Origin of the sequence: Sulfitobacter sp. LC.270.F.C4, assembly GCF_032922545.1 — a bacterium.
GTDB lineage: Bacteria > Pseudomonadota > Alphaproteobacteria > Rhodobacterales > Rhodobacteraceae > Sulfitobacter > Sulfitobacter profundi.
In genome coordinates, this window is record NZ_CP136692.1 from 1,432,856 (window position 1) to 1,455,875 (window position 23,020).

Below are 23,020 nucleotides of genomic sequence, written 5' to 3' on the forward strand. Positions count from 1 at the left end.
ACAGTTTCATGGGCCATCGGAAAAACTTGCGCCAAGCGTGCCCGCGCACTCATCCAGCGCTCAAAGGCGCGCGTAACCCCGAGGCCGGGGTGACCCTGATCGAGATGATGGTGGTGCTGGTGATCATCGCGCTGGTGGCCGCGATCATCGTGCCCAACGTCATTGGCCGCCCCGATGAGGCGCGGGCCACGGTAGCGCAATCGGACATCCGCGCGGTCAGTTCGGCGCTGGAACTTTACCGCCTTGATAACCGCACCTATCCCACGACCACACAGGGGTTGGAGGCGCTGGCCGTGCGCCCGACCTCCCCGCCCGAGCCGCGCAACTGGGTGGCGGGAGGCTATCTGACCGCCGTGCCGATTGACCCTTGGGGCAATGATTACCTCTATGCCTCGCCGGGGCAGAATGGTGGCTTTGACTTGATGTCGTTGGGCGCGGATGGCGCGCCGGGGGGCGAGGGCGCCAATGCAGACATCGCACATGGGCAGTTGCAGGCTAACAGGTGACCCAAATCTCCGCCACATCCACATCCACATCGCCGGGCCGACACCGGCTGCCCGATGCTGGCGTGACACTGGTGGAGGTGCTTGTCGTTCTCGCTCTGATCGGCATTCTGGCCGGAGTGGTGGGGCTGAGTTTTGGCTCTGGTCCGCGCGGCGATGTGGCAGGGCAGGAGGCGGACCTGCTGGTGGCGCGGCTGAACCGAGCGGCGGATGAGGTGATCTTGACCGGGGTGCCCTTGGGGTTTGTCTGGGCGGCCGAAGGCTATCGTTTTGATTTATATGATGGCGACAGATGGCAGGCGCATGACCTGCCGATCCTCGCCGCGCCGCATCTATTTGACGGCGGCACCCGGATCGCCGATGCGGCGGGCAGCTTGGTGCTGTCGCGCGACATGGACCTCGGTGTGTCCGGGCCATTGACGCTGGAACTGTTGTCGGGCGCGGGCGCCGCGGAAGTGATCCGTTTTGACGGTCTCAACGCCGCCCGGTTGGAGGGGGCGCAATGAGGCGGCAGGCGGATGCAGGGTTTACCTTGATCGAAGCCTTGGTGGCGATGGCGGTGCTGGCGCTTGGAGCGGTGTCTTTGCTCTCGGCCAGCGAGGGTCATACCCGCCGCATCACTGACCTGTCGGACCGCGTCGCCGCCCGCTGGGCCGCCGAATACCGCCTGTCGGAACTGCGCGCCGGGCTGCCAGCGGCGACCTCAGCATTGGAAATCTATGGCATCGACTTTGACATCACCGTAACCCGCCGTCCCACCGAAGACCCGGCGGTCGAGGCCGTGACCCTGCGCAGCGCGATCGCGGGCAGCGACCAGCCGCTTTACGTGTTGGATGGGTATCTCGATATTGGAGCGCCGTCATGATCCCGATAGCACCCCTTGGCAGATGGCTGCGGCTTGCCGTGATCCTTGGCGCTCTGGGCAGCGTGGCGGTGGCCGGGGCGGATGTGACATGGCGGGTGATGGGCCATGACCGGGTGATGCCGTCCGTCGCCGTGCTGCGCGCGCCGGTCGAAGCGCAAACCGCCCCCACCGATCTCGGCCCCGCCTTGGCGCTGGCGCCTTTCGGTGCCGCCGAGGTGGCGGTGGCCGAGGTCGAAGCCGTCGAGGCGCCGCTCAATCTGGTCCTTCTGGGCGTGATCGTGCGCGATGATCCCAGCCGTTCGCTGGCCCTGCTGCGCTCGGACCAATCGGAGGGCAACTACCGCATTGACGAGGAGGTGGCACCGGGCACCACGCTCACCGCCATCGCGCAGGACCGCGTGACCCTCAGCAAGGATGGCGCTGAAATTGTGCTCTATTTTGCAGGTGCCGAGGCCACTCCGGATGCCGAGGCCGTGCCGACCGGCGCAGAGCGGCTGATGGCGCTGATCACTTCGGGGAAGGGCGGGTCGATCAGCGAACAGGTGGATGCCGCGTCCCGGGCAGAGCCTGTCACCACGCAGGACTATATCGACATGTGGCGTAAGCGCATCATCGCCAATCCGGCTCAGGTGCTCGACACGATTGGTTTGGTGCCGGGGGAAAAAGGCTATACCATCGCAGAAAAGCACGACGTGGGTGTAAACCGCGCTGGTTTGAGGGCAGGAGACATCGTGACAAGTGTGAACGGGCAGAGTGTCGGCAACGTGGATAAGGATCGCGCGCTTTATGACGTGATCGCCGAATCCGGCCTTGCCCGCATCGAAGTGGAAAGGGATGGCCGCACGATCGTGATGTCATTCCCGCTGCAGTGACCCGTCCGCTCACTCTCCTTGCCGCCCTGATGCTGGGGCTGCTGACCCTCTTGCCCGCCCCGTCGCGGGCACAAGAGACCTTTGTCATCAATCTGCGCGATGCGGATATCTCGCTCTTGGTCGAACAGATATCCGAGATCACTGGCCGGACCTTGGTGCTGGACCCGGGCCTTGTGGGTGAGGTCACGGTGGTCTCTGCCGAGGCGCTGGATGCCGAAGGCGTCTGGTCGCTGTTCCAGTCTATTCTGCGGGTGCGCGGCTTCGTCGCCGTTCAGGCCGGATCAATCTGGCAGGTGGTGCCTGAGGCCGAGGCCCGCACCGCGAGCGGCCCGAATCTGGGCGAGGCCGACGACGCAGGCAGTCAGGACTTCGTGACCGAGATGCTGCGTCTCAATCGCTTACCCTCGGCAGAGGCTGTCCGAGTGCTGCGCCCGCTGGTGGCTGAATTGGGCTATATCGAAGCGGTCGAAGACCCCAACGGCGTGGTCATCACCGACACCCGTGCCAATGTGGACCGGATCATGGCCATCGCGCGCAGCTTTGACGGCGACGCGCTGGTGCGCTCCGAAGTGCTGCGTTTTCGCAGCGCCGATGCGGCGACCGTGGGCAATGCCATTCTTGAGGTGCTGGGCCCGGCAGGCACCGGCGCACGGCTCTCTGTCGATCCCGGATCGAACCTTTTGCTCGTGCGGGGCACGCCCGAAGACATCACCGAGATCCGCAACCTTGCCATCGCGATGGACGTGGCCCCACGCCGTGATCCACGCGAGGCCGTGGCCACCACGGTCTTCAACCTGCAGTACGGCGATGCTCAGGTGATTGCCGACATCATCAAGGGCACCGTGGGCGAAGCCACCGACATCACCAATGTCGTGGCCGCCGATGTCGGTGCTGCGGCTGAGGCCGAGGAGGGCGCGGAGGGTGCCTTTGTCCCCCTGAGCCGCGTTGTGGCGCCGGATGCCGTCAATATCACGGCCTCAGTCGCAACCAATTCCATCATTGTGCGTGGCACCGCCGCGCAGGTTCAAGAGATCGGCCAACTGGTTCATGCGCTCGACGTGCGCCGCCCGCAGGTGATGATCGAAGCGGCTATCGTCGAGGTCTCGGGCGAGGTTGCCGAACGGCTTGGCGCGCAGCTGGGTTTGGGTCCGAACATTCCCACGGGTGCCATCGCCGCGACCAATTTTTCCAATGGCGGCGGGGTCTCGCTCGGCTCCGTTTTGTCGGCTGTCGGCGTGCCTGCGGGGTCCGCGCTCTCGACCGGGCTGACGCTGGGCGCAGGGGGCAACGATTTTGGCATCCTCGTGCAGGCGCTGTCGCAATCGACCAGCGCGCGGCTCTTGTCCACGCCTTCGGTCACCACGCTCGACAACGAGCCTGCGACCATCGTAGTCGCCCAGAACGTGCCATTCCGCACCGGCAGCTTTGCAACAGACGGTAATACCGCCACGCCTTTCACCACGATTGAGCGGCGTGACGTCGGCATCACCATGAACGTGGTGCCGCGGATCACCGCGGGCGGGGTGGTGCAACTGGTGATCGAACAAGAGGTTTCGAGCCTCACCAACGCCAATGTCGAGGGCGCAGCCGATCTCGTGACCAACCGACGGGCTATCAACACCACTGTCATGGCCGACAACCGCGGCACAGTGGTGCTGGGCGGGCTGATCACCGACGACCGGATCAACGGCAGCAGCAAGGTGCCGGGACTGGGTGATCTGCCGGTGGTCGGCGAGCTGTTCAAGACCCGCAACGGCCGCAACACACAACGCACGCTTTTCGTCTTCCTGCGCCCCACCATCCTGCGCAGCCGCGAAGATATCTCGGCCGCCTCGGCCAACCGCTACAACAAGCTGAGATCAGCAGACTCGACGCCCCAGCCGAAGACCGTGCTGAAACAGCAGCAGGTGAAGCAACTGCCACTGGAAATTCAGGGGCTGTATTGAGGTGGGGTCACGCGGGTGACGTCTACGGTCGGGTTATGGAACGATGACGTTGCGTTGATTGATCCGTAGGATTGGCGCTTAGAGCCGATACGTGCTGCATAGCCGCCTCTCCCCGAAGAACTGGCGTGGGGGATTAGCATGATGCTACTCTTGCCGTCAGTAAGCTCTGTAGCCCATCTATGGGGCGTGCAGCGCGGTTTGACATGTGCTTTGAAAGTTATTGGGGAAAGCCGGGAAGCGCAAATCGAACTGAGCTTTCTGTTGCAACATGGCGTTCGCAAAGCGCGCCCCACCCGGTCTGGTGCCAACCTGTGCGAGATCGCTGCCCACCTTATTCACTCCGACTATAAGGAGTTTGCTCAATATGTTCAGGAGCCTGATCGTGAGGGGCTTGCCGGGTCATGCTTCGACTGGCTCGAGAAGGCCCGTTTATCGCAGAGTGACCCGCAACCAGAACCTCATGGTCAGAGTGGTCGTCGTAGTATTAATTTTGAGAAGAAAAGTGGCAGCCCGTAGGGGAATCGAACCCCTCTTTCCAGGTTGAAAACCTGGCGTCCTAACCGATAGACGAACGGGCCACTCTTTGTCAGGTCAGTGCAGCGTTTCGTGTGTTGCAGCTCTGTCTGTGAGCGGACGTTTAAGTAATCCGGCGGGGGGCTGCAAGCAGAAAAATGAACTTTTTCTAGAAAAAGTTTTCAGGCCCGCGCGGCGTCCTCCAAACGCAGTTGAACTGTGCGCCGACCGCGGAAATTATTGATGTCGAGACGCCCGGCAAGGTGGAAGCGCGCGCCGCCGTGGTTTTCAAGCGCGGGGCCGAGGGGGCCGTCGTAGGCGCCGAACGCAATCGCTTCGAGGTTCGCGCCCAGACCGTCGCCAAAGCTAACCTTGAGGTGGTTCTCGCCTACGCGTTTGGCAAAGCGGATTTGCATATCGGCGAAGGCATAGCGCGGGGCAGGGGCGCCCGCGCCGAAGGGGCCGGCCTGGTCGACCATCTCGGCCAGTTCTACCGTGGCCGCGCCGGGCATCATCATGCCGCAGAGGTTCAGATCAGCGGGGCCAGCCAGATGCGCGCCCTGTTTGGTGAGCAATTCGCCAAGCCGTTCCATTGCCGCGTCGATCTTGTCTTCGGCCACCGTCAGACCCGCCGCCATCTTGTGGCCGCCGCCCTTGATCAGCAGCCCTTCGGCAGCAAGGCGCTGGATCGGCGCGCCAAGGTCGATGCCACTGATCGAGCGGCCTGAGCCTTTGCCGATGCCGTCTTCGACGCCGATGACGATGGAGGGGCGGTTGGCGGCTTCTTTGAGGCGCGAGGCGACGATCCCCACCACGCCGGGGTGCCAGCCGGGGCCAGCGGCCCATGCCAGCGGCCCGTCAAAGCCGCGCTCTTCGGCCTGTGCCATGGCGCTGGCGCGCACGGCGGCTTCGACCTCGCGGCGGTCGGTGTTGAGCTGGTCCAGTCGCTCGGCCAAGGCCGCGGCCTCATGCGGGTCGGCGGTGGCCAAAAGCCGCGCGCCAAGGTCGGCCTGCCCGATGCGCCCGCCCGCGTTAATGCGGGGGCCAAGCAGAAAACCGAGGTGATAGGCCGTGGGGGCCGTGTCCATCCGCGCCACATCGGCAAGGGCGGCCAGACCGGGGCGCGCGCGGCGGGCCATGACTTTCAGACCCTGACGCACAAAGGCGCGGTTGACGCCGATCAGCGGGGCCACATCGGCCACGGTGGCCAACCCCACGAGGTCTAGCATCCCCATGAGGTCCGGCCCCTTCTGGCCCGCCTCACGCAGCTGGCGGCCTGCTTCGACGAGCATCAGGAACACCACCGCAGCGGCGCAGAGATGCGCCAGCGTGCCGTCTTCGTCCTGTCTGTTGGGGTTCACCACAGCGAGCGCATCCGGCAGCGTCTCTCCGCCCAAGTGGTGATCGAGCACGATGACATCCGCGCCCTTGGCAGCGGCGATGGGGCCATGAGACAGCGTACCGCAGTCGACGCAGATGATCAGGTCATGGTCGGCGGCCAGTGCCGACATGGCCTCGTCATTGGGGCCATAGCCTTCGTCGATACGGTCAGGGATATAGAGCGTCGCGCGGTGGCCCATGTCGCGCAGCCAGACGAGCAACAACGCAGCGGAAGAGCCGCCATCCACGTCGTAGTCAGCGAAAATCGCGATGCGTTCACGTTTTTGGAGGGCCGAGAGAAACCGCGTTGCCGCTGCCTCCATATCGCGCAAGCTGCGTGGGTCGGGCAGCAGGTCGCGCAGGGCGGGGGCCAGAAAGCCCGCCGCCTCGGTGTCGACCACGCCGCGCCGGGCCAGCACTTGGCACACCGGGTCGGGCAGGCCCGCGCGCTGCACCAGCAGTTCCGCCGCGCGGGTCAGTTCCACGTCAGGGCCGATCCAGCGCCGCCCGGTCAAGGATGTTTCGACACCGAGAAAGCTCATGCGGACCTCATCTGGCCGTTATGGAAAAGGAGTGGAGTAAGGGCCGATCTGGCCCTCACTCTGCCGGGGTGCGGTAGTTGATCCGGCGGACCGACCCGGTGCGCGAGCGCATGATCAGCGTCTCGGTGGTCAGCCAGCCCGGCTCGCGTTTCACGCCCGGAAGGATGTTGCCGCCGGTGACGCCGGTGGCGGCAAAGATCACGTCTTGGGTGACCATCTCGTCGCGCGAATAGATGCGGTCAAATTCGGTGATCCCGGCCTTGGTGGCACGGCCTTTTTCGTCGTCGTTGCGGAACAACAGGCGGCCATACATCTGCCCGCCCATGCATTTCAGGGCGGCAGCGGCCAGCACGCCTTCGGGCGCGCCACCTTGGCCCATATACATGTCGATGCCGGTCTCGGGGTCGGCGCAGTGCATCACGCCAGCCACGTCGCCGTCGGTGATCAGACGGATGGCGGCACCGGTTGCGCGAACCTCGGCGATCATATCCGCATGGCGGGGACGTTCGAGGATGCAAACGGTGATGTCGGACGCCGCGCAGCCCTTGGCACGGGCCAGTGCTTCGACCCGCTCACCCGGGGTCATGTCGAGGGTGACGACATCGGTCTCGAAGCCCGGACCGATGGCGAGTTTGTCCATATAGGTATCGGGCGCGTGCAACATGGAGCCGCGCGGCCCCATGGCGATCACGGTCAGCGCGTTGGGCATGTCCTTGGCGGTCAGCGTGGTGCCTTCAAGGGGGTCAAGCGCGATGTCCACGCCGGGGCCATTGCCGGTGCCGACCTCTTCGCCGATGTAAAGCATCGGGGCTTCGTCACGTTCGCCTTCGCCGATGACCACGACGCCCGCGATATCGAGCATGTTGAGCTGTTCGCGCATGGCGTTGACGGCGGCTTGGTCGGCGGCCTTCTCGTCACCCTTGCCGATCAGCTTGGCCGAGGCCAGCGCGGCGGCTTCGGAAACGCGGGCGAGGCCCAGAGAGAGCATGCGGTCTTGGAATTCGGCAGAAGCGGTCATGGAGTGTCCTTGGGTGCAATGTGTTTTCTGTCCTGTACCCTCGCGCGGGCCTCGGGGCAAGTTTTGGGTTGGGCGCAGGTAGCACTTGGCCGGGAATCAAGCCGCAGGCGCCGGGCCGTCACGCCAAAGGCGTGCCGTATTATAAGGGCGCACCTTTGGTGCGACCGGGTGGGCGATTTGATGAGGTTGGGTGCACCCTCGCGGAGCGCACATCACGGCTGCGCCATAAAGTGGCATGTCGCTGCCTTCAGTTTGCCGATCCGCTGGCAAACGCCGGAGCTTGGCTACAAATGCCACCTAAGCCCGGAATCAAGCCGCAGGCGCCGGGCCATCGCCTGCCCGCCCAGACGGGTAGGCGATTTGGTGGGGCTGGGTGCTGCTTTGCGAAGGTACATCTTGGCTGCACCATAAAGTGGCAATATTCGCGGTCAGATCGCCGACCCGCGGGCAGGCGATGGCCCTCAACGCAAACCTTCAGACCTCTTCGATCCGCAACGCGACCGGCTCACCCGCCAGCACGCCGGTCTTGTCCATATTCGCCAGCGCCTCAACCAGCGCATTGCGGCTGGTCTTATGGGTCACAATCAGAACCGGGGCAGAAGTGTCGGAATGTTCATACTGGCGCATCCGGTAGATGCTCACGCCCGCTTCACCCAACACCGTGGCGATTTTCGCCAGTGCACCGGGTTTGTCGACCAGCGCCATGCGCAGATAGTAAGGGGCCGGGCGCTGGCTGCTGGCGGGGGTGGTTTGCTCTAACGTCTCGGCTGGCTGGCCAAAGACGGGCCCGCGCAACCCGCGCGCAATATCACAGACATCGGCCATCACCGCGCTCGCCGTTGGACCTTCGCCTGCGCCTGCGCCGCGCAGCACGATCTGCCCCACCGCGTCGCCTTCGATCACCACCATGTTGGTGCCGCCGTCCAGCTGTCCCAAAGGCGAGGTCTGCGGCACGAGGCAGGGCATCATCCGCTGCTCCAGTCCGCGTCCGGTTTTCTGGGTCACGCCCAGCAGTTTGATCTTGTAGCCCATGTCGGCGGCGGCGCGGATGTCTTCGATGGCGACCCGCTCGATCCCCTCAAGCTGTATGCCGTCAAAGTCGATTTTGGTGCCAAATGCGATCGATGACAGAATCGCTAGCTTATGCGCCGCGTCAATGCCGCCCACGTCCAGCTGCGGATCGGCTTCGAGATAGCCCAGCCCATCGGCCTCGGCGAAAATCTCTTGATAGGTTTTGCCCGAGTTTTCCATCCGGGTGAGGATGTAATTGCACGAGCCGTTCATCACCCCCATGATCCGGGTGATCTCATTGCCAGCAAGCCCTTCCATCAGCGTCTTGATGACCGGGATGCCGCCCGCCACGGCGGCCTCATAGCGCAGCGCCACGCCTGCGCCTTCGGCCTGTTCGGCTAGCGCTTGGCCGTGCATCGCCAGCATGGCCTTGTTCGCGGTGACCACATGTTTGCCCGCCGCCAGTGCGGCTTCGGTCGCGGCCTTGGCAGGGCCGTCTGCGCCGCCCATCAGTTCGACGAAAACATCGACATCATCGCGGGTCGCCAGTTTGACGGGATCGTCTTCCCAGTCATAAGACGCAAGCGACAGCCCGCGATCCTTGTTGCGGGTGCGGGCCGAGACCGCAGAAACCGTCATCGCGCAGCCGGTGCGGGCCTCTAGCAGGGCGGCCTGCTGGCGCAGAATGCGCAGCACACCTACGCCCACGGTTCCCAATCCGGCAATCCCGAGGCGAAGCGGCTTAGACATGGCGGTGGTCCTTCTGGTCTGATCCGAAAGGCCCGGCGGATGGGGCCGGGCATAGCCGCGATGTAGCGGGTTCAGCGCCTGCGTGCAACGCGCATACGCATCTCGGACATGCCTGTTTATTCAGCTTCTGCACTGGTTTCGGCGGCCTGACGTGCGCGCCGCAACTCAGCGGCCTTTGCCCGCAGACGCGCCACCCGCGTCGCGGTCGTGGCATTGGTGCTTGTCGTCCCGATCCGTCTGGCGCGGGCTTCAAGCTGTGCGGCACGCCCCGAAAGTTCGGCTTCGGTCCGAACGGGGTCGATGCGCCCGGCGGTGGCCTTGGCCAAAAGCGGGTCAATCGGCACCAGATCGGGGTAGGGCGCTGCCTCAAGCTCTGGGGTAATCGTGCGGTCGAGTTCGGGAAACTGCGTGCAGCCCGCAATCAGCGAGACGCCCAGAAACAGGGCGGTGATCGAATGGGGGCGGGGCGTGCGCATGAGGGTCATGCCTCGTTCTGCCCCAGCCGTGATCTTCGCGCAAGCGGGGTTTGCTTTTGAACGCTTGTTCATTAAATTGCCGCCATGGCAAGAACCACAGGCTCTCATTCAGATATCACCGGCCCGCGCGTGCGCGCGGCTGCGCTGCGGCTTTTTGCACGGGGCGGCTATGCCGCCGTGTCGATGCGCGCGATTGCTGCTGAGGTCGGCGTTCAGGCCGGGGCGCTCTATAACTATACGCCTGATAAGCAGAGCCTTCTGTTCGACCTGATGCGGGCGCATATGACCGACCTGCTGGCTGAAACGCCCAACAATGCAGACCGCTCTGCACTGCAGCAGTTGCAGGACTTCGTGGCCTTCCACATCCGCTTTCACGCGGATCGGCCTGATGAGGTTTTCATCGCTTATATGGAACTGCGCAATCTGACGGAGGAGAATTTCGCCGTGATCGAGCGTTTGCGCCGCGACTACGAAGACCGCCTCGAAGCGATCCTGCGAGCCGGAGTTGCCAACGGCGATTTCGCCGTCGCCGACACCAAGATCGTGACGCTGGCGATCATCGCGATGCTGACGGGCGTGAATACTTGGTACCGCGCGGGCGGGCGGCTGTCGCTGGACGAGGTTGTCGCGCAATATTGGGATATGGTGCGCAAGGCCGTGACCGCCTAAGCGGCCACGGCCCTTCGGTTCAATGCGCCGGGCGGATGAAAGTCCCATTGTTCAAATCGCGCATCGCCTGCTGCAATTCGGCGCGGGTGTTCATCACGATTGGCCCATGCCACGCCACCGGCTCTTCAATAGGCGCGCCTGAGATCAGCAGGAAGCGCACACCTTCCTCGCCAGCCTGAACCGTCACCTCATCCCCGGAGCCGAAACGGATCAGCGTCCGGTCGCCCGACATGTCGCGGATGTTGACCTCCTCACCGGCGACCTCTTTCTCAAGCAACACGCCCGAGGGGGCAGAGGCATCCGCGAACGCCCCCGCGCCTTGAAAGACATAGGCGAAGGCCCGGCGGTAGGTGTCGATCTTAAAGGTCTTCTTGACCCCTGCGGGCACGAACACATCCAAATACTGCGGGTCAGCCGCGATGCCATCGACGGGGCCGCGTTTGCCCCAGAACTCGCCGGTGATGACTTTCACCCGCGTGCCGTCGTCGTCGGTCACCACTGGGATATCGCTGGACTTCATATCCTGATAACGCGGCGCGGTCATCTTCTGGGCTGACGGCAGGTTCCCCCAAAGCTGGAAGCCATGCATCTGCCCGGCGGCATTCCCGCGCGGCATTTCTTGGTGCAAGATGCCCGAGCCTGCGGTCATCCATTGCACGTCGCCCGCGTTCAGATCGCCGGTGTTACCCAGCGAATCCGCGTGTTCCACGGTGCCTTCGAGCACATAGGTGATCGTCTCGATCCCGCGGTGAGGGTGCCAAGGGAAGCCCTTTTCAAAGTCTTCGGGCCGGTCGTTGCGGAAGTCGTCGAACAGCAGAAAGGGGTCCAGCTCCGACGGGTCGTGGAAGCCGAAGGCGCGGTGCAATTTGACGCCTGCGCCTTCCATTGTGGGCGTGGCGCGGCGGGTTTCCAATGTGGGTCTGAGGGACATGATGCTCTCCTTTGCGGTTGCTTAGAAGATAGGCGGTGGCAGTGCCCTCAACAATTGGCCCCGGCGAACGGGCCCTGTGCAAATTTGCGCAGCTTCAACAATTTGGCACATTGACAGCCAATCCGCCGAGCGAGGTTTCCTTGTATTTCTCGCTCATGTCCGCGCCGGTTTGGCGCATGGTTTCGATACAGGCGTCCAGCGGCACCAGATGCGTGCCGTCGCCGCGCAGCGCCAATGAGGCCGCCGATACCGCCTTGATCGCGCCCAGCCCGTTACGCTCAATACAAGGTACCTGAACCAGCCCTTTGACGGGGTCGCAGGTCATGCCAAGGTGATGCTCCAGCGCGATTTCGGCGGCGTTTTCAATCTGCTGCGGCGTGCCGCCCATCACGGCGCAAAGCCCGGCGGCGGACATGGCGGCGGCACTGCCGACTTCGGCCTGACAGCCTGCTTCCGCCCCCGAAATCGAGGCGTTGTATTTCACCAGCCCGCCAATCGCGGCGGCGGTGAGCAGGAAGTCTTCGATATGCGCCTCAGACGCGCCGGGCACATGGTCGAGATAATAGCGTAATGTCGCGGGCATCACGCCTGCCGCGCCGTTCGTGGGCGCGGTGACGACCTGACCGCCCGCCGCGTTTTCCTCGTTCACCGCCATGGCATAGACGCTCATCCAGTCGTTGATCGTATGCGGCGCGGATTGGTTCTGCCCACGCTCGGCGATCAGCGCGTCATGGATGCCCTTGGCGCGGCGTTTCACCTGAAGGCCGCCGGGCAGGGTGCCATCGGTCGTCAGCCCCCGGTCGATACAATCGCGCATCACCTGCCAAAGCCGTTTGCTGCCCGCGCGCAGGTTTTCGGCCCCGCCACGCGCCTCTTCGTTGGCGCGTTTCATGCCCGCGATGGTCTTGCCGGATTTCGTCGACATCTCAAGCATTTCGGCGGCGGACTTAAAGGGGAAGGGCACCGGCGCGCCCTCATCCGTGTCCTTGCCTGCGGCCAGTTCCTTTTCGGTCATCACGAAGCCGCCGCCGATGGAATAATAGGTTTCGCGCAAGGCAACGTCGCCTTGGGCGTCGGTGGCCATCAGCATCATGCCATTGGCGTGGCCTGCAAGCTTGGTGTCGTAGTCGAAGATCATGTCGTGCTCGGGGTCGAAGCGCAGTTCGGGCAGCCCCTCGACGCTGATGCGCCGGGTCTGCTTGACCTTGTCCAGCGTCTTCTCGGCGGCTTCGGCGTCATAGTCTTCGGGCGTGAATCCGGCGAGGCCGAGGATCGTGGCGCGGTCGGTGGCATGGCCCACCCCGGTAAAGGCCAGACTGCCGTGGAGCGACGCGCGCAGCCCGGCGAATTGGAAAGGCGAGGCGCGCATCAGGTCAAGGAAACGCCCCGCCGCCACCATCGGCCCCATGGTATGCGAAGACGAAGGGCCAATGCCCACTTTGAACATGTCGAAGACGGAAAGAAACATCAGGTGGCGGACCCTTTTATGGTTGCGGGTGTCGGGGCGCGGTGGAACGGGTATCGCCCAGACCTTTGGCGCATTGCAAGCGGTGTGGGCCGATCCAACCATTTCCTGCCGCCGCTTGGCGCGCTGAAAGCGACAGGGCGCGCGCTCTGGCCGTCCTGTCGCATTGCCGTGCGTCCAAAAACCGCCGACTTGCCCCTCGCACCCTATGCCAATTCGCCCTATAACGCGGCAAACGCCTGAGAGGGAGCACCCGATGTCCGGAGACCTATCACCGATCGACAAGGCCAAATTCGTGGCCGCGAAACGGGCCTGCGAGTTCGTGGAAGATGGGATGCGCGTGGGCCTTGGCACCGGATCGACGGCGGCGTGGCTGGTGCGCTGTCTGGGCGAGCTGGTGCGCGAAGATGGGCTGCGGATCAAAGGCGTGCCGACCTCCTCGCGCACGGCGCAACTGGCGCGGGAGGTGGGGATCGAGGTGATCTCGCTCGATGAGGCGAAATGGCTCGACCTGACGATTGACGGCGCGGATGAGTTCGACGCAGAACTGAACCTCATCAAAGGCGGCGGCGGCGCGTTGCTGCAAGAAAAGATCGTAGCGACGGCCAGTGACCAGATGGTGGTGATCGCCGATATCGGCAAAGAGGTGCATCATCTGGGGGCATTCCCTCTGCCGATCGAGGTGATTCCCTTTGGCTGGCAAACCACGCAGGCGCTGGTCGAAGAGACGCTGATCTCGATGGATGTGCTTGGCCGCAACTCGACCCTGCGGATGAACGGCGAGGTGCCTTTCATCACCGACGAGGGGAACTATATTCTAGACCTGCGGCTGGGGCGCATCGGCAACGCGCGGCAACTAGCGCTGGTGCTGAACCAGATGCCCGGCGTGGTGGAAAACGGCCTGTTCATAGATATCTGTGACGCGGTTGTGATCGGCTACGGGGATGGCAGGGTTGAGGTGCGCGACATAAATGAAGGCACCGTGGCGACCGACCGGCTGGAATTCGTCGAGACCGACAACCTGTTTTCCGACCTCAGCGATTAACGCCCAAGAGCGATCCACGCGCGATCCCGCGCAAGACCGAAATATGCGCGATCCCGCGCAAGACCGAAATATGCGCGATCCCGCGCAAGACCGAAATATGCGCGATCCCGCGCAAGACCGAAATATGCGCGATCCCGCGCAAGACCGAAATATGCGCGATCCCGCGCAAGACCGAAATATGCGCGATCCCGCGCAATACCAAAAACGACTAAGAGAGGCGCCAAATGGCCAAGAATGAATTCGACTACGACCTGTTTGTCATCGGTGGCGGCTCGGGCGGTGTGCGCGCGGCGCGTGTCGCGGCGGGCGAGCATGACGCCAAGGTCGGACTGGCCGAAGAAGACCGCTATGGCGGCACCTGTGTGATCCGGGGCTGTGTGCCCAAAAAGCTGATGGTCTTTGCCTCGGGCTATGCCGATGTGGTGGAGGAGGCGAAATGCTTTGGCTGGGATCTCAAGGCCGGGCCCTTCGATTGGCATGACTTCAAAAGCCGCCTGAACACAGAGTTGGACCGCCTTGAAGGCGTTTATCGCAAGCTCTTGAAGAACTCTGGCGTCGATACTTTCGACGCCCGCGCGCGGATCAAAGACGCCCATACCGTCGCCCTTTCCGACGGGACCGAGAAGACCGCCAAACATATCCTCATCGCCAGCGGCGGTCGCCCCGTGCGCCCCGAGATCGAGAATGCGGAACTGGGTCTGGTCTCCGACGATCTGTTCCACCTTGAGAAGCTGCCCAAGTCGATCCTGATTATCGGCGGCGGCTATATCGCCTGTGAATTCGCCTGTATCCTCAACGGATTGGGCGTCGAGGTGACGCAATACTACCGCGGTGCGCAGATCCTGCGCGGCTTTGACGACGAAGCCCGCGGCATGGTGGCCGAGATGATGCAGGAAAAGGGGATCGACCTGCATCTTGGCACCAACATTCTGGAAATGTCGCCCAGCCACGAAGACGGCAGCGGCCCGATGAAGGTCAAGCCGACCAACGGCACCGAAAAGATGTTCGACCAAGTGCTCTTTGCCACTGGCCGCCGCCCCAACAGCGACGACATGGGGCTGGAAGAACTGGGCGTGAAACTGGGCCGCAGCGGTGCGATCGAAGTGGATCAGTACAGCCAGACCGCCGTGCCCTCGGTCTATGCCATCGGCGACGTGACCAACCGGATCAACCTTACGCCGGTGGCGATCCGCGAAGGCATGGCCTTTGTCGAAACCGTCTTTGGCGGCAACCCGACGCAGGTCGATCACGATCTGGTGCCCTCGGCGATCTTCACGCAGCCCGAAATGGGCACCGTGGGGCTAAGCGAGGAAGACGCCCGCGACAAAGGACCGATTGAGGTCTATGCAACCTCTTTCAAACCGATGCAGGGGGCCTTTGCGGGCAAGGCCGACCGGGTGCTGATGAAGCTCATCGTCTGCGCCGATACGCGGGTCGTGCTGGGCTGTCATATCGTCGCACCAAATGCGGGCGAGTTGATCCAGATGGTCGGCATCGCGGTCAAGATGGGGGCCACGAAAGAGCAGTTTGACGCCACCTGCGCGGTACACCCAACCATGTCCGAAGAGCTGGTGACGATGCGTAATCCGACCCGCACGGCTTGAATATCGCGCGAAAGCGTACAATTTTTGGAACGATAGGCCGCATGGGCGGCCGAGAGGGGAACATATCAATGGCAGGAAATTCGCAAGGCCCCTGGGGGGGCGGCGGAGGCGGCAACCGGGGCAACGGCGGAGACCGGGGCACCAATGGTGACCGCGGCAACGAGGGACGCAACGACGGGCCGCAGGGTCCACGCGGGCAGGGCGGTGACCGCCCCCAGATGCCCGAGATCGACGATCTGGTGCGCAAGGGCCAAGAGCAGCTGCGTGTCCTGATGGGCGGCCGTGGTGGCGACCGGGGCAATGGCACCGGCGGCGGTGGCCGCGGCTCTGGCGGGCCGGGTGTGACCCGCTCGACAATTGGTATTGCCCTTTTGGCCGGCGTGGCGCTTTGGGGTTTTGCCAGCTTTTATACCGTGCGGCCCGAACAGCAGTCGATCGAACTGTTCTTGGGCGAATTTTCCGGCATTGGCACCGAGGGTCTGAACTTTGCCCCATGGCCGCTGGTCACGGCAGAGGTTTTTGACGTCACCACCAACCGCACCGAAGAACTTGGTGTGCGGCGCGGCACGGGCGGCAACGAAGGCCTGATGCTGACCACCGATGAAAACATCGTCGACATCGACTTTCAGGTGGTCTGGAACATCAAGAACGCGCGCGATTTCAAATTCTCGCTGCGCGATCCTGAAGCCTCCGTGCGTGCGATTTCCGAATCCGCGATGCGCGAAGTCATCGCCCAGTCCGAACTCGCGCCGATCCTCAACCGGGACCGTGGTGCCGTTGCAGATCGGGTGAAAGAGTTGATCCAAACCACGCTTGATAACCGCAAGACCGGCATCAACGTGCTGCGTGTCAACGTGAACAAGGTCGACCCGCCCAGCCAGACCGTGCAGGTCACCGATGCCAATGGCAACACGACCACACAATCGGTCGTCGACGCTTTCCGCGACGTGCAAGCGGCCGAGCAGGAGCGTGACCGGGTAGAGCGTCAGGCCGATGCCTATGCCAACCGCCGCACCGCCGAAGCCCGCGGTGAATCCGCGCAGCTTTTGGAAGCTTCCGAAGGGTATCGCGCCCGTGTGGTGAACGACGCTGTGGGTGAAGCCAGCCGTTTTGAGGCCGTCTTGGAAGAATACCGCAACGCGCCCGACGTGACGCGCAAGCGTCTGTACCTTGAGACCATGGAAAAGGTGCTGGGCGACGTGGATAAAATCATCCTCGAAAACGGCAGCGGCCAAGGCGGGCAGGGCGTCGTTCCCTATCTGCCACTCAATGAATTGCGGCGCGGCGGAGGGTCGAACTGATGCGGAAAACAAGTCTTATCATTCCCATCTTGGTGATCGCCATCGTGGGTGTCCTTTCGGCTGTCTTCGTCGTGGACGAGCGCGAAAAAGCGCTGGTGCTGCGTTTTGGCCAGATCAAACAGGTTCGCAATGAGCCGGGCATCGGCTTCAAAGTGCCCTTCTTGGATGAGGTCGTGCGCTACGAAGACCGCATTCTGTCGCTGGAAACCCCGGTGATCGAAGTTACCCCCGCCGATGACCGTCGTCTGGAAATCGATGCCTTCGTGCTCTACCGGATCGACGACATGGTCCAGTACCGCCAAGCTTTGGGTGCGGGCGGTGAACGTCAGGCCGAAAGCGAAATGGGCGGCATCATGGAAAGCCAGATCCGTGCCGTTTTGGGTTCGCAGGGCGTGACCTCCAACACGATCCTGTCGCCCGAGCGGTCGGACCTGATGGAGCAAATTCGTGTCCGCGCAGATGCCCGTGCACAGGCGCTTGGCCTCAAGGTCGTTGATGTGCGTCTGCGTCAGACCAACCTGCCAGAGCAGAACTTTGATGCAACCCTGCAGCGGATGATCGCCGAACGTGAGCGTGAAGCCACCGATGAACGCGCCCGTGGCCGCGAGGCCGCGCAGCGTGTGATCGCCCTTGCTGACCGGACCTATGAAGAGATCTTGTCGGAGGCGCGTCGGGACGCACGGATTATCGAAGGTGAGGCGGACGCTCAGCGAAACAAAATCTTCGCGCAGTCTTATGGTCAGGATCAGGAGTTCTTTGAATTCTACCGGTCGTTGACCGCCTATGAGCAGGCCCTGCGGGGCGAGAACTCGACCATGGTGATGTCGCCGGACAGCGAGTTCTTCAACTACCTGCGCTCGGACCGCAATCCTTCGACCACTGTCGATGCGAACGCACCGCCGCAGACAGCGGCCGAGGCACAGGTCCAGACGCCAGCCGAGGCACCGCAAACCGATGCGCCGGCGGCGGAACCTGCGCCAGCGGACGATAGCGCTGCTGCCGACGACACGCAGGAGGAGGCCGCCCCTGCGGCCCCCGCCACGCCTGAGCCAGTAGCGCCTGCACCTGTCGCGCCGGACGCGGAGGCCGACCAGCCAGCCGCGCTCGACGAATGAGCCTTGTTCTACTGGCTCTAGGGTCGGTGCTGATATTCGAGGGGCTGGTGTACGCACTGGCCCCTTCGTTTTTGGAGCAGATGCTGGAAATGCTCCGCCGGATCCCTGAGGCGGCGCTGCGCCAACTCGGCGCACTGGTGGTGGTCGCCGGATTGATACTTGTCTGGCTGGCGTTTCAATTGGGCGTCTAAAGGCCGGATCAGGGGCTGAAGGACGTTCGGTTTCGCCGCGCATTCTGCCAAGGCACAGAGGCCCGAGCCATAAATCATCAGCCGCGTGCCCGTTGAAATGCCCGTGATCGGCCCCATCTTTGCTGTTGCAGCGCGTCCTTTCGGAATGCACTCTGCCCACGTTGGCAACAACAGGAACAATCAGGAGACGATGAATGCAGGCCAAGGCGGTTTCCCTGTCCAAAACAGCACAACACACCCAATGGATGCGAGCGATGGCAATGGGGGTGATGGCGCTGACCCTCTTGATCCTGCAAGCCAGCATGGCGCTGGCCAAACCTGAAAGCCTCGCCCCGCTCGCGGAAAAGATCAGCCCCTCGGTGGTGAATATCACCACATCGACCACGGTTGAGGGCCGCACCGGGCCGCAGGGCATCGTTCCCGAAGGCTCGCCTTTCGAAGACTTCTTTCGCGAGTTCCAGGACCGCAACAACGACGGCGAGGGCAACCGCCCGCGCCGTTCCTCGGCGCTTGGCTCGGGCTTTGTGATTTCCGAAGATGGCTATGTGGTGACCAACAACCACGTGATCGAAAGTGCCGATGAGATCACGATCGAATTTTTCTCGGGCGAGGAACTGGTCGCCAAGGTGATCGGCACCGACCCCAAGACCGACATTGCGCTGCTGAAGGTCGAAGCCAGCCAGCCGTTGCCCTTCGTCTCTTTCGGCGACAGCAATGCCGCGCGTGTCGGGGACTGGGTGATCGCCATGGGCAACCCGCTGGGGCAGGGCTTTTCGGTCTCTGCGGGTATCGTCTCGGCCCGCAACCGGGCGCTCTCGGGCACCTATGACGACTACATTCAGACTGATGCTGCGATCAACCGGGGCAACTCGGGCGGGCCGCTGTTCAATATGGATGGCGAGGTGATCGGCGTGAACACCGCGATCCTGTCGCCCAATGGCGGCTCCATCGGGATCGGCTTTTCGATGGCCTCGAATGTGGTCACCCGCGTGATCGACCAGTTGCAGGAATTCGGTGAGACCCGCCGCGGTTGGCTGGGTGTGCGCATTCAGGACGTGACCGACGATGTAGCCGACGCCATGGGCCTCAAGAAAGCCGTTGGGGCCTTGATCACAGACGTGCCGGAAGGCCCGGCGAGGGAAGCAGGGCTCAAGACCGGTGACGTGATCAAATCGTTCGATGGCGTCGAAGTCGTCGATACCCGCGGTCTGGTGCGTCAGGTGGGCAACAGCCCCGTGGGCGCGACGGTCCGCGTGACCGTGCTGCGCGATGGCAAGACCCAGACCATCAAAGTTGTGCTGGGCCGCCGCGAAGATGCGGATGGCGCGGTTCCTGCGGCAGTGGACGAAAACGCCGATGACGGCACCGAGGCAGAGCCGCAGTCGACCATGCTGATGGGCCTGACCCTGATGCCGTTGACCGACGATCTGCGCGCCGAACTGGGGGCCGATGACGATATGAGCGGTCTTGCCGTGACGGATGTGGATCAAACGTCGGAGGCCTTTGAGAAGGGCCTGCGCATGGGTGACATCATCACCGAAGCGGGGCAGGAACAGGTGACGAGCATCGCTGATCTGGAAGCGCGGATCGCCGCCGCGAAAGAGGCTGGCCGCAAGTCTCTGCTGCTGCTGGTGCGCCGTGGCGGCGACCCGCGATTTGTCGCGCTGTCGCTGGCGGAGTGATCCGCTACCGTGGTTTGGAAAGGGCGCCTCCGGGCGCCCTTTTTCGTTGGGGGATCAGCCGCCCTGCCGGGGCACCGCTACAAGCCCAAGCGCACGGGCGGTGGTGAGTGACAGCACCTCGCTGTTCGGGCCCTGTTTGGCCTGATAGCGTCGCACGGCGAGCCGTGTCGCCCTGTCCATCTCACCGGTGATCGGCCCAGCATACAGCCCGCGTGCCTGCAGCGCCCGTTGTAGGGTGCTGTTGAACTCTGGCGTTAGCACATCCGGGCAGGGGGTCTCGAACCAGTTGTCGACCCGTGCGCGCACGATCTCTTGGCGGGTCTCTGTCTTGTAGACGGGCGGTTTGGCGATGCTGCCATCGGCGTTCATTTTGGCCGGGGTGACTTCGACCTGTTCGGTCACCGTCTCGATTACCGCGGGGCTGACCGTGCGGCCCCAGCAACTTCCCTCCGGCGCGCCTGCGGGGCCGTTGCGGGTGGCTTCCAGCACCCCCGGCTCAGGGCGCGGCGTGGCCGGTGTCGCCGTCTCGCAGCCCGCGATACCGGCGACGAGCAGCAGCAAGGCCGCGCGCTGCAATTTGGACCGGAGGGGAGGGGGCTGTGTCATGCCGGAATCGCGGGGCTCGCCTGTTGTTTGCGCGCAGACTAGCGGGATGCGCGGACCTTGCCCACCGCAATGTCATCGGCGGGGGCATGCGTGGGCGAACTCATGAAAAGGGGGCTGGAACCGGCTGCCATAGCCCGCTAAACAAGGCCGAACTTTTAGGACGAAAGGGCATCATCATGGCCAAAATCACCTATGTCGAACATTCCGGCACCGAACATGTGGTCGAGGTGGCCAATGGTCTCACGGTCATGGAAGGCGCGCGGGACAATAACATTCCCGGCATCGAAGCCGACTGTGGCGGGGCCTGCGCTTGTTCCACCTGCCACGTCTATGTCGATCCGGCCTGGACAGAGAAACTGACCCCGATGGACGACATGGAAGAAGACATGCTCGACTTCGCCTTCGAGCCTGACCCTGCGCGGTCGCGTCTGACCTGCCAGATCAAGGTCACCGATGCGCTGGACGGTCTGCGTGTGCAGATGCCCGAAAAGCAAATCTGATGCGGGCGGTCGGCGCAGCCTTGCTCGCGCTGATCGCAACCAGCGCCGCGGCGGAGACGATCACCGCCGCGCGCTATATCTCGCCCACCGGGCGCTACGCCCATGGCATTCTCGGCGACGCGCTGGAATGGGGCGGGCTACAGGTCTCTTTGGCAGACGGGAGCGCGCGGCGTTTCGTTCTGCCCCGTGACCATGTTTTCGAAGATATCACCCCGCGGCTGGTCGATGTGACCGGTGATGGCGCGCCCGAAGTGCTGGTGATTGAGACCGACGTGAACCGCGGCGCGGCGCTGGCAATCTACGGCCCCGAGGGCAAGATTGCTGAGACCCCGCATATCGGCCAAAGCAACCGCTGGCTTGCCCCCATAGGCGCCGCTGATCTCGACGGTGACGGCGCGGTTGAGATCGCCTATGTCGACCGCCCGCATCTGGCGCGGGTGCTGCGGGTCTGGCGTTTTGCGGATGGGGACCTGAGCGAGGTGGCTCAGATGCCGGGGCTGACCAACCATCGAATCGGAAAGTCCTTCATCTCGGGCGGGCTGCGCGATTGCGGTGCCGGGCCAGAGATGGTGCTGGCGGATGCCGATTGGCAGCGCGTGGTCGGGGTGACCCTGAAGGACGGGCAGCTTGCGCGTCGCGACATCGGCCCCTTCGCGGGGGCCGACAGCTTTGCCGCGGCACTTGCCTGTGAGTGAGGGTGCTGGGGCGGCCTAAGCCGCCGCCTGTTAGCTCAGCGCGCGCCAGCCGATGTCGCGGCGGCAGAAGCCTTCTGGCCAATTGATCCCGTCGACCATCGCATAGGCACGCTCTTGCGCCTCGGCCAGCGTGGTGCCCCGCGCGGTGACGTTCAGCACGCGGCCGCCGTTTGCCAAGATCGCCCCGTCTTGCGCCACGGTGCCCGCGTGGAACACTATATTGGCGCTGTCTTCGGGCAGGTCTTTCAGCCCCTTGATCTCACTGCCCTTGGCATAGGCGCCGGGATAGCCATTCGCCGCCATCACCACGGTCAGCGCGTGGTCTTCGGCCCAGTTGACCTGCATCTCGGCCAAAGACCCCTTGGCCGTGGCCTGCATCAGATCAAAGGCCTGCGCCCCAAGGCGCATCATCAGCACTTGGCATTCAGGATCGCCAAAGCGCACGTTGTATTCCACCAGACGCGGCTGGCCGTCTTTGATCATCAACCCGGCATAAAGCACGCCTTGATAGGGCATCCCGCGTTTCGCCATCTCGGCCATGCAGGGGCGGATGATCTCTTCCAGCGCGCGTTCGGCGATCTCGTCGCTCAGCACCGGGGCAGGGGAATAGGCGCCCATGCCGCCGGTGTTGGGCCCGCTGTCGCCGTCGCCGACGCGCTTGTGGTCTTGGGCCGTTCCGATGGGCAGCACGGTCTCCCCATCACAAAGCACGAAGAAGGACGCCTCTTCGCCTTCCATGAACTCTTCGATCACGACTTCCGCGCCCGCATCGCCAAAGGCACCGTCAAACATCTCATCCACGGCGGACAAGGCTTCGGCATCTGTCATGGCGATGATGACACCTTTGCCCGCCGCCAGACCGTCGGCCTTGATGACGATCGGCGCGCCTTGCTTTTCCACATAGGCGCGGGCGCTGGCGGCGTCGGTGAAATGGCCATAGGCCGCCGTTGGGGCATTGCAGGCGTCGCAGATTTCCTTGGTAAAGGCTTTGGAAGCTTCCAGCGCAGCCGCCGCTTTGGAGGGGCCGAACACGTCGAAACCCGCTGCGCGCAGGTCATCGCCCACGCCCGCTGCCAAGGGCGCTTCGGGGCCGATGATGACGAAGTCGATGTTGTTGCCTTCGCAGAAAGCCACCACCGCCGCGCCATCCATGATGTCGAGCTTAGCGCATTGCGCAATGGCCGCGATGCCCGCATTGCCCGGTGCCACGATCAGCTTGTCGCATTTGGGGTTCTGCATCACCGCCCAAGCGAGTGAATGTTCGCGGCCTCCGCTGCCGAGGATCAGGATATTCATGCCGCGCACTCCCTTGGACTTCGTTGCTCCGCGTTCTAAGCTGG

General features: G+C 63.6%; 25 protein-coding genes and 1 tRNA gene. 16 read left to right on the forward strand and 10 right to left on the reverse strand.

What is annotated here, in order from left to right; genetic code table 11:
- Window positions 1-8 precede the first annotated feature (8 nt).
- The 6 genes from gspG to R1T45_RS10925 all read left to right on the forward strand — a co-directional run bounded on the left by gspG (window position 9) and on the right by R1T45_RS10925 (window position 4,702).
- Window positions 9-506, forward strand: coding sequence for a type II secretion system major pseudopilin GspG (gene gspG, locus R1T45_RS10900; protein ID WP_317390823.1), 498 nt, complete (start codon window positions 9-11; stop codon window positions 504-506).
- On the forward strand, window positions 503-1,009 hold the full coding sequence (locus tag R1T45_RS10905) for a prepilin-type N-terminal cleavage/methylation domain-containing protein (protein WP_317390824.1): 507 nt from the start codon (window positions 503-505) through the stop codon (window positions 1,007-1,009). Before gspG ends, R1T45_RS10905 begins: the two co-directional genes overlap by 4 nt.
- Window positions 1,006-1,368 (forward strand): type II secretion system minor pseudopilin GspI, encoded by a 363-nt coding sequence (gene gspI / locus R1T45_RS10910; protein ID WP_120351460.1) that lies wholly within the window; start codon window positions 1,006-1,008, stop codon window positions 1,366-1,368. The genes R1T45_RS10905 and gspI overlap by 4 nt, the downstream gene beginning before the upstream one ends.
- Window positions 1,365-2,240, forward strand: a complete 876-nt coding sequence (locus R1T45_RS10915) for a type II secretion system protein N (RefSeq protein ID WP_120351459.1) — start codon at window positions 1,365-1,367, stop codon at window positions 2,238-2,240. Before gspI ends, R1T45_RS10915 begins: the two co-directional genes overlap by 4 nt.
- Window positions 2,237-4,186, forward strand: coding sequence for a type II secretion system secretin GspD (gene gspD, locus R1T45_RS10920; RefSeq protein WP_317390825.1), 1,950 nt, complete (start codon window positions 2,237-2,239; stop codon window positions 4,184-4,186). Before R1T45_RS10915 ends, gspD begins: the two co-directional genes overlap by 4 nt.
- Window positions 4,187-4,324: 138 nt before the next feature.
- Window positions 4,325-4,702, forward strand: a complete 378-nt coding sequence (locus tag R1T45_RS10925) for a hypothetical protein (protein ID WP_317390826.1) — start codon at window positions 4,325-4,327, stop codon at window positions 4,700-4,702.
- Here R1T45_RS10925 and R1T45_RS10930 read toward each other — a convergent pair.
- From R1T45_RS10930 to R1T45_RS10950, 5 genes are all read right to left on the reverse strand, one after another.
- Window positions 4,690-4,764: transfer RNA gene (locus R1T45_RS10930), tRNA-Glu, on the reverse strand. The genes R1T45_RS10925 and R1T45_RS10930 overlap by 13 nt on opposite strands.
- Before the next feature lie 117 nt (window positions 4,765-4,881).
- A complete protein-coding gene (recJ, locus tag R1T45_RS10935) occupies window positions 4,882-6,621 on the reverse strand; it encodes a single-stranded-DNA-specific exonuclease RecJ (RefSeq protein WP_317390827.1) in 1,740 nt (579 codons plus the stop codon).
- Window positions 6,622-6,676: 55 nt separating this feature from the next.
- Window positions 6,677-7,639 (reverse strand): class II fructose-bisphosphatase, encoded by a 963-nt coding sequence (gene glpX / locus R1T45_RS10940; protein ID WP_317390828.1) that lies wholly within the window; start codon window positions 7,637-7,639, stop codon window positions 6,677-6,679.
- A 474-nt stretch (window positions 7,640-8,113) separates the two neighbouring features.
- Window positions 8,114-9,400 (reverse strand): homoserine dehydrogenase, encoded by a 1,287-nt coding sequence (locus R1T45_RS10945; RefSeq protein WP_317390829.1) that lies wholly within the window; start codon window positions 9,398-9,400, stop codon window positions 8,114-8,116.
- A 116-nt stretch (window positions 9,401-9,516) separates the two neighbouring features.
- Window positions 9,517-9,885 (reverse strand): hypothetical protein, encoded by a 369-nt coding sequence (locus tag R1T45_RS10950; RefSeq protein ID WP_205570861.1) that lies wholly within the window; start codon window positions 9,883-9,885, stop codon window positions 9,517-9,519.
- Window positions 9,886-9,960: 75 nt separating this feature from the next.
- Between R1T45_RS10950 and R1T45_RS10955 the strand changes: the two genes are divergently transcribed.
- Window positions 9,961-10,545, forward strand: coding sequence for a TetR/AcrR family transcriptional regulator (locus R1T45_RS10955; RefSeq protein ID WP_120351427.1), 585 nt, complete (start codon window positions 9,961-9,963; stop codon window positions 10,543-10,545).
- Between the two features lie 19 nt (window positions 10,546-10,564).
- Here R1T45_RS10955 and R1T45_RS10960 read toward each other — a convergent pair whose 3' ends face one another.
- Together R1T45_RS10960 and R1T45_RS10965 are read right to left on the reverse strand one after the other, a co-directional pair.
- Window positions 10,565-11,476 carry a pirin family protein gene (locus R1T45_RS10960; protein ID WP_132444440.1) on the reverse strand — a complete coding sequence of 304 codons (912 nt, stop codon included), beginning with the start codon at window positions 11,474-11,476 and terminating at the stop codon, window positions 10,565-10,567.
- Between the two features lie 94 nt (window positions 11,477-11,570).
- Window positions 11,571-12,944, reverse strand: a complete 1,374-nt coding sequence (locus R1T45_RS10965) for an L-serine ammonia-lyase (protein ID WP_317390830.1) — start codon at window positions 12,942-12,944, stop codon at window positions 11,571-11,573.
- Between the two features lie 3 nt (window positions 12,945-12,947).
- On the opposite strand from R1T45_RS10965, the gene R1T45_RS10970 reads away from it, so the two are divergent.
- Complete coding sequence (locus R1T45_RS10970; RefSeq protein ID WP_120351424.1) at window positions 12,948-13,184, forward strand: hypothetical protein; 237 nt, start codon at window positions 12,948-12,950, stop codon at window positions 13,182-13,184.
- Window positions 13,185-13,197: 13 nt separating this feature from the next.
- Complete coding sequence (gene rpiA, locus R1T45_RS10975) at window positions 13,198-13,986, forward strand: ribose-5-phosphate isomerase RpiA (protein WP_120351423.1); 789 nt, start codon at window positions 13,198-13,200, stop codon at window positions 13,984-13,986.
- On the opposite strand, the gene R1T45_RS10980 is transcribed toward rpiA, so the two are convergent.
- Window positions 13,976-14,182, reverse strand: a complete 207-nt coding sequence (locus R1T45_RS10980; RefSeq protein WP_317390831.1) for a hypothetical protein — start codon at window positions 14,180-14,182, stop codon at window positions 13,976-13,978. The genes rpiA and R1T45_RS10980 overlap by 11 nt on opposite strands.
- Before the next feature lie 28 nt (window positions 14,183-14,210).
- Between R1T45_RS10980 and gorA the strand changes: the two genes are divergently transcribed.
- The 5 genes from gorA to R1T45_RS11005 all read left to right on the forward strand — a co-directional run bounded on the left by gorA (window position 14,211) and on the right by R1T45_RS11005 (window position 19,879).
- Window positions 14,211-15,590 (forward strand): glutathione-disulfide reductase, encoded by a 1,380-nt coding sequence (gene gorA / locus R1T45_RS10985; protein ID WP_317390832.1) that lies wholly within the window; start codon window positions 14,211-14,213, stop codon window positions 15,588-15,590.
- Between the two features lie 68 nt (window positions 15,591-15,658).
- Entirely contained in the window at window positions 15,659-16,891 is a 1,233-nt protein-coding gene (gene hflK, locus R1T45_RS10990) for an FtsH protease activity modulator HflK (protein ID WP_201722068.1), read from the forward strand.
- Window positions 16,891-18,006 carry a protease modulator HflC gene (hflC, locus tag R1T45_RS10995; protein WP_067916329.1) on the forward strand — a complete coding sequence of 372 codons (1,116 nt, stop codon included), beginning with the start codon at window positions 16,891-16,893 and terminating at the stop codon, window positions 18,004-18,006. Before hflK ends, hflC begins: the two co-directional genes overlap by 1 nt.
- A complete protein-coding gene (locus R1T45_RS11000; RefSeq protein WP_120351421.1) occupies window positions 18,003-18,197 on the forward strand; it encodes a DUF2065 domain-containing protein in 195 nt (64 codons plus the stop codon). The genes hflC and R1T45_RS11000 overlap by 4 nt, the downstream gene beginning before the upstream one ends.
- Before the next feature lie 254 nt (window positions 18,198-18,451).
- Window positions 18,452-19,879 carry a DegQ family serine endoprotease gene (locus R1T45_RS11005; protein WP_411041396.1) on the forward strand — a complete coding sequence of 476 codons (1,428 nt, stop codon included), beginning with the start codon at window positions 18,452-18,454 and terminating at the stop codon, window positions 19,877-19,879.
- Window positions 19,880-19,933: 54 nt separating this feature from the next.
- On the opposite strand, the gene R1T45_RS11010 is transcribed toward R1T45_RS11005, so the two are convergent.
- Complete coding sequence (locus R1T45_RS11010) at window positions 19,934-20,485, reverse strand: peptidoglycan-binding domain-containing protein (protein ID WP_317390834.1); 552 nt, start codon at window positions 20,483-20,485, stop codon at window positions 19,934-19,936.
- A gap of 176 nt (window positions 20,486-20,661) precedes the next feature.
- On the opposite strand from R1T45_RS11010, the gene R1T45_RS11015 reads away from it, so the two are divergent.
- Window positions 20,662-20,985 carry a 2Fe-2S iron-sulfur cluster-binding protein gene (locus R1T45_RS11015; RefSeq protein ID WP_067625538.1) on the forward strand — a complete coding sequence of 108 codons (324 nt, stop codon included), beginning with the start codon at window positions 20,662-20,664 and terminating at the stop codon, window positions 20,983-20,985.
- The gene (locus R1T45_RS11020) at window positions 20,985-21,680 is read left to right on the forward strand and encodes a VCBS repeat-containing protein (protein ID WP_317390835.1); all 696 of its coding nucleotides are present in this window, start codon (window positions 20,985-20,987) and stop codon (window positions 21,678-21,680) included. Before R1T45_RS11015 ends, R1T45_RS11020 begins: the two co-directional genes overlap by 1 nt.
- 30 nt (window positions 21,681-21,710) lie before the next feature.
- On the opposite strand, the gene purD is transcribed toward R1T45_RS11020, so the two are convergent.
- Window positions 21,711-22,976: a phosphoribosylamine--glycine ligase gene (gene purD / locus R1T45_RS11025; RefSeq protein ID WP_317390836.1), complete on the reverse strand. Its 1,266-nt coding sequence runs from the start codon at window positions 22,974-22,976 to the stop codon at window positions 21,711-21,713.
- Between the last annotated feature and the right edge of the window lie 44 nt (window positions 22,977-23,020).

Coding starts and splice junctions, on each gene's coding strand:
- gspG (WP_317390823.1), top strand. CDS start 9: ATGGGCCATCGGAAAAACTTGCGCCAAGCGTGCCCGCGCACTCATCCA.
- gspI (WP_120351460.1), top strand. CDS start 1,006: ATGAGGCGGCAGGCGGATGCAGGGTTTACCTTGATCGAAGCCTTGGTG.
- R1T45_RS10915 (WP_120351459.1), top strand. CDS start 1,365: ATGATCCCGATAGCACCCCTTGGCAGATGGCTGCGGCTTGCCGTGATC.
- R1T45_RS10925 (WP_317390826.1), top strand. CDS start 4,325: ATGATGCTACTCTTGCCGTCAGTAAGCTCTGTAGCCCATCTATGGGGC.
- recJ (WP_317390827.1), bottom strand. CDS start 6,621: ATGAGCTTTCTCGGTGTCGAAACATCCTTGACCGGGCGGCGCTGGATC.
- glpX (WP_317390828.1), bottom strand. CDS start 7,639: ATGACCGCTTCTGCCGAATTCCAAGACCGCATGCTCTCTCTGGGCCTC.
- R1T45_RS10945 (WP_317390829.1), bottom strand. CDS start 9,400: ATGTCTAAGCCGCTTCGCCTCGGGATTGCCGGATTGGGAACCGTGGGC.
- R1T45_RS10950 (WP_205570861.1), bottom strand. CDS start 9,885: ATGACCCTCATGCGCACGCCCCGCCCCCATTCGATCACCGCCCTGTTT.
- R1T45_RS10955 (WP_120351427.1), top strand. CDS start 9,961: ATGGCAAGAACCACAGGCTCTCATTCAGATATCACCGGCCCGCGCGTG.
- R1T45_RS10960 (WP_132444440.1), bottom strand. CDS start 11,476: ATGTCCCTCAGACCCACATTGGAAACCCGCCGCGCCACGCCCACAATG.
- R1T45_RS10965 (WP_317390830.1), bottom strand. CDS start 12,944: ATGTTTCTTTCCGTCTTCGACATGTTCAAAGTGGGCATTGGCCCTTCG.
- rpiA (WP_120351423.1), top strand. CDS start 13,198: ATGTCCGGAGACCTATCACCGATCGACAAGGCCAAATTCGTGGCCGCG.
- gorA (WP_317390832.1), top strand. CDS start 14,211: ATGGCCAAGAATGAATTCGACTACGACCTGTTTGTCATCGGTGGCGGC.
- hflK (WP_201722068.1), top strand. CDS start 15,659: ATGGCAGGAAATTCGCAAGGCCCCTGGGGGGGCGGCGGAGGCGGCAAC.
- hflC (WP_067916329.1), top strand. CDS start 16,891: ATGCGGAAAACAAGTCTTATCATTCCCATCTTGGTGATCGCCATCGTG.
- R1T45_RS11000 (WP_120351421.1), top strand. CDS start 18,003: ATGAGCCTTGTTCTACTGGCTCTAGGGTCGGTGCTGATATTCGAGGGG.
- R1T45_RS11005 (WP_411041396.1), top strand. CDS start 18,452: ATGGCAATGGGGGTGATGGCGCTGACCCTCTTGATCCTGCAAGCCAGC.
- R1T45_RS11010 (WP_317390834.1), bottom strand. CDS start 20,485: ATGACACAGCCCCCTCCCCTCCGGTCCAAATTGCAGCGCGCGGCCTTG.
- R1T45_RS11015 (WP_067625538.1), top strand. CDS start 20,662: ATGGCCAAAATCACCTATGTCGAACATTCCGGCACCGAACATGTGGTC.
- R1T45_RS11020 (WP_317390835.1), top strand. CDS start 20,985: ATGCGGGCGGTCGGCGCAGCCTTGCTCGCGCTGATCGCAACCAGCGCC.
- purD (WP_317390836.1), bottom strand. CDS start 22,976: ATGAATATCCTGATCCTCGGCAGCGGAGGCCGCGAACATTCACTCGCT.